This is a genomic window from Acinetobacter sp. ANC_7504, assembly GCF_056779995.1.
The window spans coordinates 1-16,621 of record NZ_JBWYIZ010000014.1 but is presented as its reverse complement, the minus strand read 5'-3'; the positions used below and the strand labels follow the sequence as shown (position 1 = coordinate 16,621).

Annotated in this window: 16 protein-coding genes; 9 read left to right on the top strand and 7 right to left on the bottom strand. The window is 39.2% G+C overall.

Going from position 1 to position 16,621, the window contains the following annotated elements:
* Nucleotides 1–338: 338 nt before the first annotated feature.
* The 7 genes from AC1M9F_RS12820 to AC1M9F_RS12790 are packed head-to-tail and all read left to right on the top strand — an operon-like array spanning nucleotide 339 to nucleotide 7,837.
* Nucleotides 339–1,313, top strand: coding sequence for an acyl-CoA desaturase (locus tag AC1M9F_RS12820; protein ID WP_481597960.1), 975 nt, complete (start codon nucleotides 339–341; stop codon nucleotides 1,311–1,313).
* The gene (locus AC1M9F_RS12815) at nucleotides 1,310–2,596 is read left to right on the top strand and encodes an NAD(P)/FAD-dependent oxidoreductase (RefSeq protein ID WP_481597959.1); all 1,287 of its coding nucleotides are present in this window, start codon (nucleotides 1,310–1,312) and stop codon (nucleotides 2,594–2,596) included. Before AC1M9F_RS12820 ends, AC1M9F_RS12815 begins: the two co-directional genes overlap by 4 nt.
* Before the next feature lie 8 nt (nucleotides 2,597–2,604).
* A complete protein-coding gene (locus AC1M9F_RS12810) occupies nucleotides 2,605–3,393 on the top strand; it encodes a DUF1365 domain-containing protein (protein ID WP_481597958.1) in 789 nt (262 codons plus the stop codon).
* Between the two features lies 1 nt (nucleotide 3,394).
* Complete coding sequence (locus AC1M9F_RS12805; protein ID WP_035269391.1) at nucleotides 3,395–4,591, top strand: SAM-dependent methyltransferase; 1,197 nt, start codon at nucleotides 3,395–3,397, stop codon at nucleotides 4,589–4,591.
* Nucleotides 4,592–4,611: 20 nt separating this feature from the next.
* On the top strand, nucleotides 4,612–5,391 hold the full coding sequence (locus AC1M9F_RS12800; protein WP_481596545.1) for a DUF1295 domain-containing protein: 780 nt from the start codon (nucleotides 4,612–4,614) through the stop codon (nucleotides 5,389–5,391).
* An 8-nt stretch (nucleotides 5,392–5,399) separates the two neighbouring features.
* On the top strand, nucleotides 5,400–6,449 hold the full coding sequence (locus tag AC1M9F_RS12795) for an SAM-dependent methyltransferase (protein WP_180028022.1): 1,050 nt from the start codon (nucleotides 5,400–5,402) through the stop codon (nucleotides 6,447–6,449).
* 44 nt (nucleotides 6,450–6,493) lie between these two features.
* Nucleotides 6,494–7,837 carry a sensor histidine kinase gene (locus AC1M9F_RS12790; RefSeq protein WP_481591954.1) on the top strand — a complete coding sequence of 448 codons (1,344 nt, stop codon included), beginning with the start codon at nucleotides 6,494–6,496 and terminating at the stop codon, nucleotides 7,835–7,837.
* Nucleotides 7,838–7,886: 49 nt separating this feature from the next.
* Here the strand turns inward: AC1M9F_RS12790 and AC1M9F_RS12785 are convergent, their stop codons facing one another.
* The 6 genes from AC1M9F_RS12785 to AC1M9F_RS12760 form a co-directional block, all read right to left on the bottom strand.
* Complete coding sequence (locus AC1M9F_RS12785) at nucleotides 7,887–8,570, bottom strand: response regulator transcription factor (RefSeq protein WP_092768268.1); 684 nt, start codon at nucleotides 8,568–8,570, stop codon at nucleotides 7,887–7,889.
* 10 nt (nucleotides 8,571–8,580) lie between these two features.
* Nucleotides 8,581–9,081 (bottom strand): chalcone isomerase family protein, encoded by a 501-nt coding sequence (locus AC1M9F_RS12780; protein WP_481597957.1) that lies wholly within the window; start codon nucleotides 9,079–9,081, stop codon nucleotides 8,581–8,583.
* A complete protein-coding gene (locus AC1M9F_RS12775) occupies nucleotides 9,051–9,629 on the bottom strand; it encodes a nuclear transport factor 2 family protein (protein ID WP_481597956.1) in 579 nt (192 codons plus the stop codon). Before AC1M9F_RS12775 ends, AC1M9F_RS12780 begins: the two co-directional genes overlap by 31 nt.
* A 139-nt stretch (nucleotides 9,630–9,768) precedes the next feature.
* Nucleotides 9,769–11,034 (bottom strand): OprD family outer membrane porin, encoded by a 1,266-nt coding sequence (locus tag AC1M9F_RS12770; protein WP_481597955.1) that lies wholly within the window; start codon nucleotides 11,032–11,034, stop codon nucleotides 9,769–9,771.
* Nucleotides 11,035–11,098: 64 nt separating this feature from the next.
* Nucleotides 11,099–12,445, bottom strand: coding sequence for an MFS transporter (locus tag AC1M9F_RS12765; protein WP_481594067.1), 1,347 nt, complete (start codon nucleotides 12,443–12,445; stop codon nucleotides 11,099–11,101).
* A gap of 365 nt (nucleotides 12,446–12,810) precedes the next feature.
* Nucleotides 12,811–13,620 carry an IclR family transcriptional regulator domain-containing protein gene (locus tag AC1M9F_RS12760; protein WP_180000496.1) on the bottom strand — a complete coding sequence of 270 codons (810 nt, stop codon included), beginning with the start codon at nucleotides 13,618–13,620 and terminating at the stop codon, nucleotides 12,811–12,813.
* A gap of 155 nt (nucleotides 13,621–13,775) precedes the next feature.
* Between AC1M9F_RS12760 and pobA the strand changes: the two genes are divergently transcribed.
* Nucleotides 13,776–14,966 carry a 4-hydroxybenzoate 3-monooxygenase gene (pobA, locus tag AC1M9F_RS12755; protein ID WP_481597954.1) on the top strand — a complete coding sequence of 397 codons (1,191 nt, stop codon included), beginning with the start codon at nucleotides 13,776–13,778 and terminating at the stop codon, nucleotides 14,964–14,966.
* A gap of 77 nt (nucleotides 14,967–15,043) precedes the next feature.
* On the opposite strand, the gene pcaU is transcribed toward pobA, so the two are convergent.
* Nucleotides 15,044–15,868, bottom strand: coding sequence for an IclR family transcriptional regulator PcaU (pcaU, locus tag AC1M9F_RS12750; RefSeq protein ID WP_481597953.1), 825 nt, complete (start codon nucleotides 15,866–15,868; stop codon nucleotides 15,044–15,046).
* Nucleotides 15,869–16,140: 272 nt separating this feature from the next.
* Here pcaU and AC1M9F_RS12745 point away from each other — a divergent pair.
* Nucleotides 16,141–16,621 (top strand): 3-oxoacid CoA-transferase subunit A (locus AC1M9F_RS12745; RefSeq protein ID WP_481597952.1); only part of this gene is annotated, 481 nt, incomplete at its 3' end.

Below are 16,621 nucleotides of genomic sequence, written 5' to 3'. Positions count from 1 at the left end.
TGGTTTTTTTATTTCTCCCTATAGTTTATATCGAGATTCAATAGGTTTGCCTATGATTATTTTGTTGAATCGAGATACATACCTTTTTGGTTTGGCTTATCAGTGTGTAGTCATGTAACTCAACGAGGGTATAAAAGGGGTTGAAGTGCTCATTGATCAGCATTTGTGTAGTCAAAATGAGGGTGAGTTAAGTTTATATGATGAAATTAAATTAATATTAAATTCAATGATTCAGCGTGAAATTCAAGATACAGCGTGTGCTTCACATAAACTTCATATATCAAGAACTACACTTTATTTAAATCATAAAGATCGATTGCTTAGTTTGGGATGACTGTATGTTGAAAAGCCTCATGCAATGGCTGGATAGTTGGTCCGTAAGCGTACCACATGATGCATTGACCTCTGAGAGTAAACAGATTCAATGGCTCAGAATAATTCCTTTTATCCTACTGCATCTTGCTTGTCTGGCAGTGTTTTGGGTCGGATTTTCTTGGTTTGCTTTTGCATTTATGTTGTTTTTTTATTTTATTCGCATGTTCGCAATCACGGCTTTTTTTCATCGTTATTTGTCACACAAAACTTTTCAGACTTCGAGATGGCTGCAATTTATCTTTATTTTAATTGGCACAATGAGTGCGCAGCGTGGACCATTATGGTGGGCAGCACATCATCGATATCATCATCGTTATACAGATACTCCTCAAGACCCACATTCATCAACGCATGGATTTTGGTATAGCCATGTTGGTTGGTTTTTAAATGAATATAATTTTTCAACGCGTAAAAGTGTCATTAAAGATTGGCTGAAGTTTCCGGAGCTGATTTGGTTAGATCGTTTTAGTTTGATGATCGTCTTAATAACGGCTATCGGAATTTATGGTCTTGGGGAATGGGCTGCTTGGATGTGGCCGCATTGGGGAACCAGTGGTTTACAGTTATTGGTATGGGGAGGCGCAATTTCAACTGTTCTGCTTATTCATGCCACATTGTGCATTAACTCACTGGCTCACCATTATGGAAGCCGAGATTTTGAGACGAATGATCATAGTCGCAACAACTTATTTTTATCTCTAATTACACTTGGTGAAGGCTGGCACAACAATCATCATTTTTATGCAGGAAGTACGCGCCAAGGGTTCTATTGGTGGCAGATCGATGTGACCTATTACATCTTAAAATTTATGTCATGGTTCGGCTTGGTTTGGGGAATGAAACCCATACCAGCTCGAGTCTATGAAGCAAGTAAAATTACGCGTTCGAAAAAGGCAAAACTCCAACATTCTCAAGTTCAGTCAAAGGAATCAAGATGAAAATTGCAATTATTGGATCGGGTATTTCAGGACTTTATGCAGCTTGGAAGTTGAGTAAGTTGCATGAGGTGACCGTATTTGAAAAGAATAATTATTTTGGGGGACATACTGATACTCATCAATTAAAGATCGATGGTGAGCAAGTTGCAGTGGATAGCGGATTCATTGTTTTTAATGAACACAACTATCCTTTATTTTGTGAGATGTTGAAGGAGCTTGGTGTACAAGCTCAAAGCAGCGATATGGGGTTTTCAGTTAATAATCAGGTCACAGGATTGCAATATAACCCTTCCAAGAAATTCTCATTATTGTTCAAACCACAGAATTTTTTAAAGACCCGCTTTAGAGCGATGCTGTCAGATTTATTCAGATTTTATGCAGCAAATAAAGATCTTGATGTGGATGAGACCGACCCGCATTACACTATTGAGCAATATCTTAACGAGCATGGATACTCGGATGCGTTTAGGCAAGAGCATCTCTATCCGATGTGCGGTGCATTATGGTCATGCCCAGTGGAGCAAGCAGGTCAGATTCCATATAAATTTGTAGTCAGTTTTTTTCAACATCATCGTATGTTGCAACTCAAAGATCGACCACAATGGTTAACCGTAAAAGGCGGGTCTTCTAAATATATCCGTGCAATTCAAACTCAAGCAAAGCATATTCAGTTTAAAAAAGTAGAAGTGAAGTCAGTTAAGCGCTCAGCAAATGACGTGAGTATTGAAACGGGGGAGGGAGTTGAACGGTTTGATTGGGTAGTATTTGCAAGTCATGCAGATGACACATTGAAGTTGCTCGCTGAACCAACGTTTAAAGAATCAGAAATATTAGAAAAATTTCAGTATCAAGACAATCATATGGTGTTGCATTCAGATACCAGCATTATGCCAAAATCAAAACGTCAGTGGGCAAGTTGGCATGTGCATGTCACACCGAATAGAGCGGGTCAAGTCACTCCATTTCAGCAAAGTAGTGTCCATTATGGATTTAGTTATTGGATGAATCAGCTACAAAATTTGAAATGTGAAACTCAGATTTTTGCGACATTAAATCCGAATTTTGATTTAGATCCAAACAAAGTCTGGGTTCAGCGTCACTATCGTCATCCTGTATTTAATGCGGAATCCATTGCAGCTCAGTCAAGATGGTCTGAAATAAACGGTTTAAATCGGACCTATTTTTGTGGTGCTTATTGGGGATGGGGCTTCCATGAAGATGGTGCAAGAAGTGCGTCATGGGTGGTTGAAGCCTTATTAAATTCATCGAATCAAGCCGCTTAGGAGTACTTATGCAGCTGTATCCACTTGCAATTGCAGTTGCTGACATTCGTCATCGCCGTTACTTGCCTAAGCCTTATGCTTTTCAGAGTCAGCTGACGTATTTGTGGTTTGATCCAGAACAGCTCAAACACTTCGCGCAAACTTCGATACTTTGGTCAACGAAAAAATGGAACTTTCTGAGCCTAGATTCTGATGACTTCTTGGCAAACTATCAAGGCACGATTCGAGAGAAGGCTCTGCATGTGTTGGAAGAGCATACTTTAGAAGAGCCTACGGAGCTCGCTGAAATTCGGGTGTTGGCTTTGCCGCGCACGCTTGGCTTCAGATTTAATTCGGTGGTTTTTTATTTTCTATTTAATGCCCAGCAAAAATTACAGTTCATTCTCAGTGAAATCACCAATACACCCTGGTTAGAAAGACAGGTATATGTTCACGATTGTCGCACCGGGGGGGAGCAGCATTCCGAATATACGAGCTTCCACTTCCAGTTTGACAAAGCTTTTCACGTGTCACCCTTCATGCCAATGGATCTGAAGTATCAATGGACGTTTAGTTTGGCTGAAAAACAAAATTATGTGCTTATGCAATTGTTTAAAGAGGAAAAATTACAATTCGATGCATCAATGCGTTTTGAGTTAACTCCCATCACACTTCCTTCACAACTTCATCGCTATGCTGTTTTTAAACTATTTGAGCCGATCAAGATGGTTGCAGGTATTTATTATCATGCCTTTAAGCTTTGGATAAATAGAGTTCCATTTTATCGGCATCCCAATAAAACGAAGGATAAGCTGTGATATGAAATCATTGTTAATGGGAGAGCAATCTTCACTACCGTTGGTATTACGTCATTTACTGAAATTAAAACACGGCCAAATTCATTTTAAAGGGATTTGGGAGGGTTCAGTCGGTGAGGTGAGTGATCTAGACGCAGTGATTGAGGTCCATGATGCAAAGTTGATGGATCTACTTTTTCGTCAGGGGGTTCTTGGTGCAGCTGAAGGTTTCATTCAAGGATATTGGACGACACCAGATTTAGTGAAGATTGTGCGAATTCTTGCGAGAAATCGCGATATTTTAGATCGTATGAACCAAAGTGCCTTAGCAAAGGCGAGTCAACTCTTGCTCAAAACTTGGTATGCATCGCGTAAAAACTCATTGGAAGGTAGTCGCAAAAATATTGCTGAGCATTATGATTTAAGTAATGACTTTTTTAAGTTATTTCTTGATCCGAGCATGATGTACTCCAGCGCGGTATTCAAAGATCAATCTATGACTTTGGAACAAGCATCCGATTATAAAAAAGAAATCATATGCCAAAAATTGAAACTTCAACCGATGGATCATTTGGTTGAAATTGGCAGTGGATGGGGTGGTTTTGCGATCTATGCTGCGCAAAACTATGGTTGTAAAGTGACTACTATTACCATTTCTCAAGCTCAATATGACGAAGCTAAAGCTAGAATTGACGCTGCGGGTCTGTCTCATCGTGTTGAAGTTAAATTAAAAGATTATCGTTTACTTGAAGGTAAATTCGATAAATTGGTTTCAATTGAAATGATTGAAGCCGTTGGTGCTCAATATCTATCGACATATTTTGAAAAGTGTAGACAGCTGTTAAAACCTAATGGTTTGGCGCTTATTCAAGCCATCACCATTGAAGATGCGCGATATGAAAAGGCATTGAGTACGGTCGATTACATCAAAAGATACATTTTCCCAGGTAGTTTTATTCCTTGTATCAGCGTGATGACCAACGTTGCATCAGAACAAAAATTACGTCTAAAGCATCTTGAAGATATTGGTTTAAGTTATGCACAAACGATTCACTGCTGGCGTGAACGTTTTCTACAACAGCGTGAGCAAGTTTTAGCACTGGGCTTTGATGAAAACTTTATTCGCATGTGGGATTTTTATTTATGTTATTGCGAAGGAGGTTTTCTCGAAGGCGTCATTAGTGATGTGCATTTATTGTTTGAAGCAAGTCCATACTAAATCAGTGAGAGGACATCTCGATGTTGCTCAATTTATTTGTGATGAATGTTTTCCTGATGCTTTGTGCATGGATTTGGGTGACATTTAATCATCGTGCAGGTTTGGTCGATGTCATTTGGAGCTTTGGAATAGCTTTAAATGTCCTCATCGCAGCAAATGTAATGAATGAAGCCCCTACATCTGTTCGCATTTTTCTAGCGATCGCCAGTAGTCTTTGGTTTCTCCGTTTAGCATGGCATTTATTCAGAAGATATATCCGAGAAGATGCTGAGGACACGCGTTATGCCAATATGCGCCGTGCGATGGGAGACTTTCAACATTTAGGTTTTCTTCTCTTTTTTCTATTTCAGGCTGGGTTGATCTCCTTATTCTCATATCCAATGATCAAATTGCTCAGTATACCTGCGATGCAGTGGAGTAACTCGACAGAACTGCTGCTGCTGATTTCAGGATTAATCATGCTGGTTGCATTTATTGGTGAGGCACTCGCAGATCATCAGTTGTATCAATTTAAATTGAACCCGAATAATCGTGGCAAAACGATGGATCAAGGGTTATGGAAATATTCACGCCATCCGAATTACTTTTTTGAATGGATACATTGGTTTGCTTATCCAATCTTAGGTATAGCGGCGGGAACGCCTTGGTTGTGGATCTATCCGGTGTTGATGTGGCTCTTTTTGTACTACATCACGGGTATTCCATTTAGTGAACAGCAAGCGCTCAAAAATCGTGGTGCAAACTACAAGATGTACCAACAAAAAACATCAATGTTTCTTCCTTGGCCACCGAAAAAGTAGGTAATTACATGGATTCAATCGTTCAACAATCGTTAAAACTCATTGAAAGTGGCAAAGTTCCAGATCAAGTTATTCGTCTTGGTATCCAAGCACTTTGCAAAAAACGTCTTGAGCAAGAAGGTCGTTTTGACCCTGTATTCGCTTCACAGCGTTATATGGATGTATTAAGAGACTTGAAAAAAAGTGAAATCGCGATTGATACAGACAAGGCAAATGAACAACATTATGAATTGCCTACAGCATTCTTTCAGGCCGTGTTGGGCAAGCGTTTAAAGTACAGTGCCAGTTTATTCCATGATGCTAAAACCAGTTTAGATCAAGCTGAGGAAAATGCCCTGCAGGTCTACTGTGAACGTGCGCAATTACAAGATGGTCAGGACATCTTAGAAATAGGCTGTGGTTGGGGATCACTCAGTTTGTATATGGCAGAGCATTATCCAAATGCCAACATTACGGTAGTATCAAACTCCAATACTCAACGTCTTCACATTCAACAACAAGCCAAAGAAAAGCAATTTAACAATTTGACAGTCATCACCTGTGATGTAAATCAACTCGAGTTGGAGCAAAACTCTTTTGATCGTGTTGTATCCGTTGAAATGTTTGAGCATGTTCGAAACTATCAGCGATTATTTGCCAATATTAGCCAATGGCTCAAAGCAGATGGTTTATTGTGGTGTCATATTTTCTGCCATCGATTTATTCACTATCCATTTGAAGTTAAAAATGATTATGACTGGATGTCTAAATATTTTTTTACAGGCGGTTTAATGCCTGCTGTTTCGACTTTCCTGCACTTTCAGGATCATTTACAGTTAGAAAACCAATGGCAATGGTCTGGACAACAGTATGAACATACAGCCAATGCATGGTTAAATAATATGGACCAAAAAAAGGACTTACTTAAACCACTATTTAAGCAAACTTATGGTCAAGATGCGGAAATCTGGTGGCAACGTTGGAGAATCTTTTTCATGGCTTGTGCAGAACTGTTTGGTTATGACAAAGGTCGTGAGTGGGTGATTGGCCATTATTTGTTTAAGAAGCGAGCTGTTTGAAGTTCAAACTAAGCTTAGCGATAAGGTGAAGAGGGTACATGTCCATGATGAGGCTATTTAGGGATAAACGCGATCATCCTTTGGGTGAGGTGTTTAACCGCTATTATTGGCTACAAATTGGTCTTATTGCCTTGTCTATTGTGATTGGGATTGGTTGCAGTGCTTGGGTCATTAAAGGAACATTGCTGACCACAGCGCTCGAACAGGAGATGGAGCATTACTGGCAGCGTATGGAGCGTAATCCAGAAGCTGCTTTACCCGACACTAAAAATTTATATGGATATCGTTGGTCCGATGACGAGTTAGCCCCCTCTGAATTTCGTAATTTAAAACTCCAATCGGGTGTACATCGACACTATATCGATGGTAAAGACCGGATGACGGTTTATGGGACACGCAATGGTGAACACGTTTTTTTAGTGTTTGGTGAAAGTAATGTTAATAAGCTTATTTGGCTGTTTGGTTTAGCGCCACTCATGGTCAGCTTATTTTTGCTATACAGTGTGCTGTGGTGGTGGAATCGCCGTGCACGCCGCTATTTTTCGCCCATCACACGCTTAGCCAATGCACTCGAACATATCGATTGGGAACATCAGAATAATCGAGCATCACCATTTAAAGAAATTAAAACAGATTCTAATTTGGAGGCTGAATATCTCAAGCAAGCACTTGAAAAATATCATCAAGTTCTAAGCGAATTCATTCAGCGTGAAAGAGAGTTTACTGGCGATGTTAGTCATGAACTTCGAACACCGCTCACAATATTGAAGGGCAATGTACAACTTTGTCAGGCCCGTTATGGTGATAACAAATCCTTTACTCGATTGCAAAACACAATTGAAGATATGCAGTTATTGGTCGATACACTTTTGGCCATTGCTCGAAATACCACAAGCAATTTACAAAGTGAAAAAACACGCTTATCAGAACTGCTTCAAGATGTTGTGAGCGACTTGAATAGTGTCAGTTTGGCTAAAGGAATGAGTATCGATTTAAACATCGAAGTTGATGAGGTCAAACGTCATTTATATCCATCGATGACGAAAATGGTATTCAGCAATATTTTAAGAAATGCATTGAATTACTCTCAAGGTACAAGCATTAATGTTATTCTCGAAAAAAATAAAGTGTTGGTCGCAGATAATGGGATCGGGATTGATTTACCGAATAACTCTAAAGTGCAAGAATTAACGAATCAGCAGCTGCAACTCGATATCAAAGGTCATGGTATCGGGCTACAACTGGTTCAAAAATTATGTAAACAACTTGGCTGGAGAGTAGAGTTATTTGATCGTGAATACTATTTGATGACTCATCCAAAAGTTGACTTGTCACTCAGTTCAGGACTGATTGTGGTCGTTTACTTGAATGATCAGCCTCCAAAATAGTGTATTTGGGGGAATTTGATCTGAAGTGTGAATTCAGTAGTAACTAGTTTTATTCAACTGCGATCTTTAGACCTACCCCTGAAACGGTGTGTATTAATTTTTGTTCAAAGGGCTTATCGACCATTTTTCTTAAATTATAGATATGGCTTCTGAGCGCATCGCTTTCTGGTTCTTCATCCCCCCATAACTCAAGCATGATCTCCTGTTTAGTGAGCACTTTAGGTGAGTTTCGCATGAGTAATTTTAAAAGTTTGAATTGAATAGGTGGCAGTTCGATCATTTGACCTGCACGTGTGATTTGCTGTAAAGCAGGGTCTAATGTGAGATCGTGAATTTTAATTTGGCTGTTAGATACTTCTCCTAATGAGCGTTTGATCAGTGCACGAACACGATAAACCAATTCATTAAAATCAAATGGTTTCACTAAATAATCATCTGTACCAGCTCGGAAACCTTTTAATTTATCATCCAAAGTATCACGAGCAGTCAGCATCAGTACTGGGAGGTCGAGTCCCTGTTCGTTGCGAAGCCATTCACACAGGTCATAACCTGTACCGTCAGGTAAATTAATATCTAACAGTAGAATATGATAAGGATGTTGTTTAAGCAGTTGACGTGCCACATCCAAATTACGCGCATGATCAACCACAAAATTATGCTCTTCTAAAAATTCACATAATGTTGAAGCAAGTTCGTAATGATCTTCGACCATTAAAATAAAATGTTTAGTCATGGCGACACGATTAGTCCAATAATTGCTTTTTTAAAGTATCACTAAATGGAGATGAACCCAGCCAAATATTAAAATAATCATTGGCATTCATGTATTGAATTTTACCCAAAATTTTTTGATTTAGACTTAAGGTTAAAGTCTGGGTCGTATGGTTATAGCTTAGACTGTAAATATCACCAGACCGAACGGGTTGGTACAATTGTGTGATCTGGTCAAGCTGTTTCAACGTATTGGCTTGTTTGATATTTCGTTTGAGAAAGTGCGTTGCAGCCTTTTTAAAAGCCCATTCTGGAATATTTTGAGTATAAGCAAAGTCCATGCGAATATCTTGATTCTTCCAAGTGCTTTGACAATTTTGAGCGAAATAAGTTGCTTTACCGACATTTTTTTGTCTGACTTTGAGGTCTCCTTGACCACACTCACGCACACTTTGTGCATGCGCGAGTGGTAAGAAGAATAGACTCAAAGCAGAGAGGGCCATTATTGCGATTTTTTGAAAGGTAATAACCATGCGTATAACCCTCCAGCATATGGTAGTGAGCGAAATAAGCCATCAGCTGGGTCCCAAAAGTCTTGCTGGAACACAATTTTGTCTTGCTCATTGAGTTTTATTTCACTAATTCCATGTGATTCCATGCTTCGAGTCGTGCCGAAGATTTTAAAATCATATGCCATACGCCAATGCACATAGGCTGAGTCGTCAAAATGTGATGTGTTTAGCAATTTGACTGAAACATTACTGACACGGTTATTCATACCTTTGAAATGTTCGACTAGATTTTCACGCTTACTAAATTGTGAAAGTGTGTCATTGATATATAAACTGTCAGCATACAGATTGCTTGCTCGGTAAGTGAATTCAGGTGTACCTAAAGTATTGAATGCACTGGTAAAACGAACTCCTATATCTTGAGCTTTGGCAGGCGTCATGGTGATGCCTTGAACTGTCGATCTTGCTTGAGCATAATCATCAGAGTAACTTGGGATGCTTGCACAGCCTGATAAAAAGAGTAGAGGAAGGCTCAATGTCGCAGCCACAATTTTTTTGACGTGTTTCATGATCTCAATCCACTAATTTATTCTTATTTTTAATCTACTGGCAATCTTGTGAAACGGATGTGAAATTAAAATATGAGCTGTGATCAATGAAAGGTATTTGTGTTAAAGGGAGTTCCGTTGAACTCCCTTTAACTTTGTTTTATTTAAATTTCCAAGTGTAATCAATGTTGACACGCATTTCGTCATCCGACTTAAATGCCATACCTACTGGTGGGATATCGTTACGGTAGCGACTATAACGTGTACGAATATTTAAACCTTCGAGTTTACCCGTTGGAACACGATAGCTGAGCTCGAAATCAAGAGCATCTTGTTCAAACGTCTGATTGTCGGTGTTACGAATTTCAATATCATCGCCTTTACTATAACGAGTCATAAACTTTAGACCTTTCAATGAAGTGTCTTTAAAGTCATAGTCATAGCGTGCGTGATAGACTTTTTCATTAATGTTGGTGAAATCAGCACTCATACTATCTAAGAACACTGCTGGCTCTGAACCCGCTAAGGTCGGAAGAGCTGTATCACCAAAAGACTGCATATAGCCCAAACTGAAAGTATGATTGTTACGGTTAAGCCCAAAAATACCGCTCAAATGTTGATTTTCAATATGTCCTGCACGAGCTTGACCTGAGTCTTCACTCACAAACAGGCGTACATCCCCTAATAAATGCCCAATACCTATATCATGTTTGCTTTTTGCACCAATGAAATTTTGGTGATAAACATCATGAAGGTTGGCATGAAAGAGTTGCGCACTAATTTGATCGTTAAATTTATATTCAGCACCAAGCATGTGTAAGCCAGATGATTCGGCAGCAGTCTTAAATCGCTTATTAGGATTGCCAACTTTAATTTTTTCATAATCTGTTGAATCACGTTGATTCACACGATCCACATACAGGGCATGAATTTTCAAATTATCTACTTCATTGATTTGAAGATGTGTACCTCGATAATTTTGCTGGAATAAGCGAGCTGGTGATGAGAACAAAACAGGGAACATTGGTGCGAGCGTACCCCCATGTAAAGTCGATTTTCCCACTTTCGCTTTTACCGTCCAGCGAATTTCTCCATACTGATCAGCTTTACCTGATGGACTGCTTGGTAGTAATCCCGAAGCTGCATAATCGTCGGCATCACTGCCTAAAAGATTAAAACCGGCCAGTGCCATAATGTCTAAACCTAGTCCTACGGTACCTGGTGTATAGCCTGAATTAGCTTTAAAGATAAAACCTTGAGCCCAGTCTTTCTGAGCTTTACCTGATTCATCTTGTGTATATGAGCGATCAAAATAAAAATTGCGAGCTGTTAGATTGACTGATGAATCATCTATAAATGAATTTGCTTGCGTTGTTGATAGAAATCCAGACGCAATTACCCCTAAAAAGATTGAAGAAAATCTCATTATTGTCCCTATATGAAAAGTGGAGCTAGACGTCTTGTCTAGCTCTAAAGTATTAAAAAAATGATTATGCAGATGTTGGTTGTTGGAAATGCAATTGTGCAGTTTCTTTATTTTTGAGTTTTGAAATGCTTAATACCATGATAATGGCTGCAACGAATGCCAATGCATAATAACCGTAAAGTACAAGTGATGAGATACCACTGTCGAGGAAAGCACCTGCTACCAGTGGAGACAAAATACCGCCTACACGACCAAAACCAATCGCATAACCTACACCAGTCGCACGAACATCAGCATCATAGATTGCAGGAGACATCGCATATAGACCTGCGACACATCCGTTTGACATCATGCCAAGGAATAAAGCAAGAATGAATGCGATCATGAGTGAACCAGTGCTGTTCACAAATAACCAGATCAAGATTGCAGTTAAGGCAAGGAAAGCCGCTTGAACATAGTAAATACGGATACGTGAACTAATCAGACCTAACAGCGCAGCACCAAACATACCGCCAGCACTAATCAGGACACCTGCTGTTACACCTTGTTCAGTGGTCATCCCATTTGCAGACAAGATTTTTGGTGTCCAACTCATGACGAAGTAGAAACCAAACATAACGAAGAAGAAGCTAAACCAGATACAAATCGTTTGAAGCGCCAATTTAGGGCTGAACAAACGTGCCAAACCACTCTTTGCTTGTTCGCTGGTCATAGTAACCGTAGGAAGTTGCTGTAATGGGGTAATATTGATTTTCTTTGCTAAAACATTAATACGTTCTAGAGCATTTTTTGGCTGTTTAACCAAAAGGTAATCAAGTGATTCTGGTAAGGTGAAATAAGACACGACCAACATGAATAAAGTCGCTAGACCACCTGTTAAGAAGACTGCACGCCATCCGAAATTGCTGATAAGTGCAATAGCAATAATCCCACCAACGGTTGCACCAATCGCGTAACCTGTACATTGTAAGCTGACTGCGAGACTTCTCCAACGCAGAGATGCGTACTCACTTGCAATAACATTACTACTTGCGAGAATACCGCCGATGCCTAAACCAGTCACAAAACGCATCATGCCAAGTTGCATTGCAGTCTGAGCAAATGATGCTGCAACCATACTTACTCCAGAGATAAGTAGGCAAAGTAAGATGAGTGGGCGGCGACCGATTTTGTCAGCCCAAGGTGCAAGAAATAGTGAGCCAGCACCCATACCAAATAAGCCAGCACTTAATAGTGCACCAAGTTCAGCGCCAGTCAGTCCCCACTCGGCAGAAACAGATGCAGCAGTAAAGGCCATGACAAGAACGTCAAAGCCATCAATAACATTTAATAAAATACAGATACCGATAACAAACCACTGAAACCCATTCATGGTCTTGTTATTCATTTCCTCACGCGGGTTCTGAACCATTTACTTTCTCCATGGAATAAGACCTCATTGAAAAGCACTACGTGTGGCATGTGATTACATGTCATAAACGTAGGCAGACTTCAGAAGTCATCCTAGTAATGTTTAAGGTGTTCATCGCAGTCAGAACCCGTCCATATTCTGGTATTGATGAAATAATCAACACGTCTGCAATGTGCATGAATTTAGCATTATTGGATCCAAATTCAAGCAAAAAAATATTAACTTAGATATATTTTAGATTAAATGGATCCATATTTGCGAAGAAGTACTTGAAAAATATACTAAAGTACTAGGGATTAAAAAAATGAACGCCTCAGTTAAAGAAAGGAAAAAAATCTTAAAAGTTCATTCGAATCTTCCGAATTTTATAAAATAGCGCGCAAATCATGAGCTACTTGTTTAAGCTGGGGCAAAATATTTTGGATTAAATATGTTTCTGTAATTCTGTGGCTGGATCCGATACAGTTGAGTGCGGCTACAGTATCACCTTGCATGTTGAGAATAGGGACAGCTAAAGCAATAATTCCCAATTCATGTTCTTCTGTAGAAATGCAATAGTCTTGTTTTTGAACAGTTGCAATGGTGTTTATAAACTTTTGATGATCTATGATGGTAAAAGGCGTTAATCTCTTGAGTGGATATTGTGCAAGCCATTGATTAAGTTCATCATGGCTCAATCTTGAGAGTAGTATTTTACCTGTTGAGGTGGCGTAGGCTGGAAGGCGATTCCCTAGATGAATACCCAACGGACTCATTTTAGATGATTCGTTCTGTTGAGGAACACTTTTCGCAACAGGTACTACTTCATGTTCATCGAGTACCGTGACTGAATAGCTCAGTGCAGTTTTAATACTGAGTAAATTCAGCATAGGTTGAGCGACTTTTGGCAAATATGCAGAGCTTAGATAAGCACTTGAAAAGCGTAAAACTTTGTAGGTGAGCCAATAAAAATGTTCATCTGTGTCTAAATAACCTAAAAATTTTAAAGTTCTTAAATATCGACGTGCTGCGCTGCGACTCAATCCTGTACGTTCAGCAATTTGGGTGACATTTAATTTTTGACGTTCAACACCAAAGCACTCTAATAGATTCAAACCTTTAGCAAGGCCTGCAATATAATCATCATATTGAATTACTTCTTTATTTTTAGCATTTGAAATCAATTCATTGCGCATGATATTGCTCTGATTTACACCCTTTAATTCTGATATCTTGTCCGATGATCGGTCATTTGTCACTAAATTCGGTCGTATTTAGGGCTAAAGTCTAGTACCTCAGTTGGAATTTCATTAGGTTTTACAAAAGGAAAAAAATTGAGGGTGTTTGCAATATGGAAATTTTAAAAACGAAAGTCGCGATTATTGGTTCAGGTCCAGCAGGTTTATTACTCGGTCAACTGCTATATAAAGCGGGTATTGATCATATTTTAATTGAACAGCGTAGTGCTGAATATGTTGCCAGTCGTATCCGTGCTGGGATTTTAGAGCAAGTTTCAGTAGATTTATTGACTGAAGCTGGTGTAGATCAGCAACTCCGTGAAAAAGGGTTACCTCATCAGGGTATTGAAATTCTAACCAATGGTGAAAAGCACCGTGTTGATTTAACGCAGTTGACGGGTGGTAAACAAGTTACGGTATATGGCCAAACTGAAGTCACCAAAGATTTAATGCAGGCTCGCACAGTGGCTCAACTCACTTCATTCTATGAATCAGCTAACGTTCAAGTACATGATTTCTACGGTCAACCAAGTGTTACTTTTGAGCATAATGGTCAGCAAGTTAAAGTTGAATGTGATTTTATCGCAGGTTGTGATGGGTACCATGGTGTGTGCCGTGCCAGTGTGCCAGAAGACAAAATTAAAACTTTTGAGAAAGTCTATCCATTTGGCTGGTTAGGGGTATTGGCAGATGTACCTCCTGTTGCGGATGAACTAATTTATGTGCAATCTGATCGTGGATTTGCATTATGCAGTATGCGTTCTAACACGAGAAGTCGCTATTATCTACAAGTACCGTTAACGGATAAAGTTGAAAACTGGTCAGATGAGCAATTTTGGGAAGAGTTAAAAAATCGTCTAGATCCTGAAAGCCGTGAAAAGCTCGTGACTGGTCCATCAATTGAGAAGAGTATTGCGCCATTACGTAGTTTTGTCACTGAACCAATGCGTTTTGGTAAAATGTTCTTGGCGGGTGATGCTGCTCATATTGTACCGCCAACAGGAGCTAAAGGTTTAAACCTCGCTGCATCTGATATTGCGTATCTTTCTCAAGCTCTCATTGAATATTATCAAACGGGTTCTGAGCAGGGGATTGAGCAGTATTCTGAAAATTGCTTAAAACGTGTATGGAAAGCAGAGCGTTTCTCTTGGTGGATGACTCATTTATTACATCGTTTTGAGGCAGAAACCGAATTCGAGCATAAAATCAAACAAGCTGAATTAAGTTATATTCTTGGTTCAGAAGCAGGGCAAACTACGCTTGCTGAAAACTATGTTGGACTACCACTCCAAAAAGCGAGTTAATCCTCGAAGTCAAGCTTAATCCATTGGCTAATTTTTAGCACACACCAAATTGCTCCACAATTTGGTGTGTTTTTTTATTAAACAAATTGTCTAAATTCAATCGAGGTTTGCTGTAATAAGGGCAGAATATACTGAATTAAATATTCCTTACTGGTTTTACCTGTCGGTGACACAATGTTCAATGCTGCGACAACATCAGCACGATGATTGTGAATAGGTACAGCCAAAGCATGTACGCCTAACTCATGTTCTTCAGCTGAGTAACAATATTCATCAGCTCTAACTTCTGCTAATAATTTTATAAATTTCTCATTATCGGTATACGTATATTTGGTGAGTGCTTTGAGTGGATATTTTTCCAACCATTCTTGTTGTGCTTCCTTGGATAAATAACTTAATAAAATTTTCCCTGCAGATGTCGCATGAGCGGGTAGTCGGTTACCTAAATGTAATCCATAAGGATTAACACGATCAGTCTGTTGATGCGCTGCACTACGTGCAATCGTAATAGCTTCGTAGCCATCTAATACCATCACGGAATAAATGAGAGAGGTTTGCTGAGTAAGTAAATTCAACAATGGCTGAGCAATTTTAGGCAGATGTGCACCACTTAAATATGCACCTGAAAATTTTAAAATTTTAGGTGTTAAATAATAGTAATGACCATCAAACTCTAAATAACCTAAATATTCTAAAGTCATTAAATGTCGTCTTGCAGCGGCTCGAGTCAACCCTGTTTTTTCTGCAGCCATGGTCACATTTAAACGGTGACGGTCATTTGCAAAACAATCCAAGATAGCAAGTCCTTTGCTGATACCTGCAATAAAGTCTTCATGACGAATCCACTTTTTATTATCTGGATTTTGAAGTTGTCTGTTCCTTGAGTCTGATTCTGTAGACACAGCATTTTCCTTGCTATTTTAAAAATTGAATTATTGATGCTGATTTAGAATCTTGAGCAATATACTCAAGATATTGTTCGATCATCGAACAAAAAATCTGTAAATCGTACAAAAACCTTTTTTCAACGTAGCTCAAGCTTTTTAATTTATCAAGAATGGAGTGACGGAATCCAAGCGATTTAGTTGCATATTTCAATCTCCGTCCAGATTGAAATTGCGCTAATCGTGGATTCCCCAAATATTAAAATATGTTGTACAGAGGGAGTTGTTGGATGATCGATAAATCGTCACAGTCTTTAGTTGAAGCTTTATCCCAAATTAAAGACGGTTCAACCATTATGATTGGTGGGTTTGGTACTGCAGGTCAGCCTGCTGAACTCATCGATGGCTTAATTGAACTCGGTATTAAAGACTTAGTGATCGTCAACAACAACGCAGGTAATGGTGATTACGGCTTGGCTAAACTGTTACAAGCAGGCGCTGTACGTAAAATCATCTGTTCTTTTCCTCGTCAGTCTGACTCTTATGTCTTCGATGAACTCTACCGTGCAGGCAAAATCGAGTTAGAACTTGTACCGCAAGGCAACTTGGCTTGCCGTATTCAAGCGGCGGGTATGGGCTTAGGTCCAATCTACACACCTACAGGTTTTGGTACTTTGCTTGCTGAAGGCAAACCAACCATGAATTATGAAGGTAAAGACTACGTTTTAGAAAATCCAATCAAAGCTGACTTTGCGTTAATTAAAGCGCATA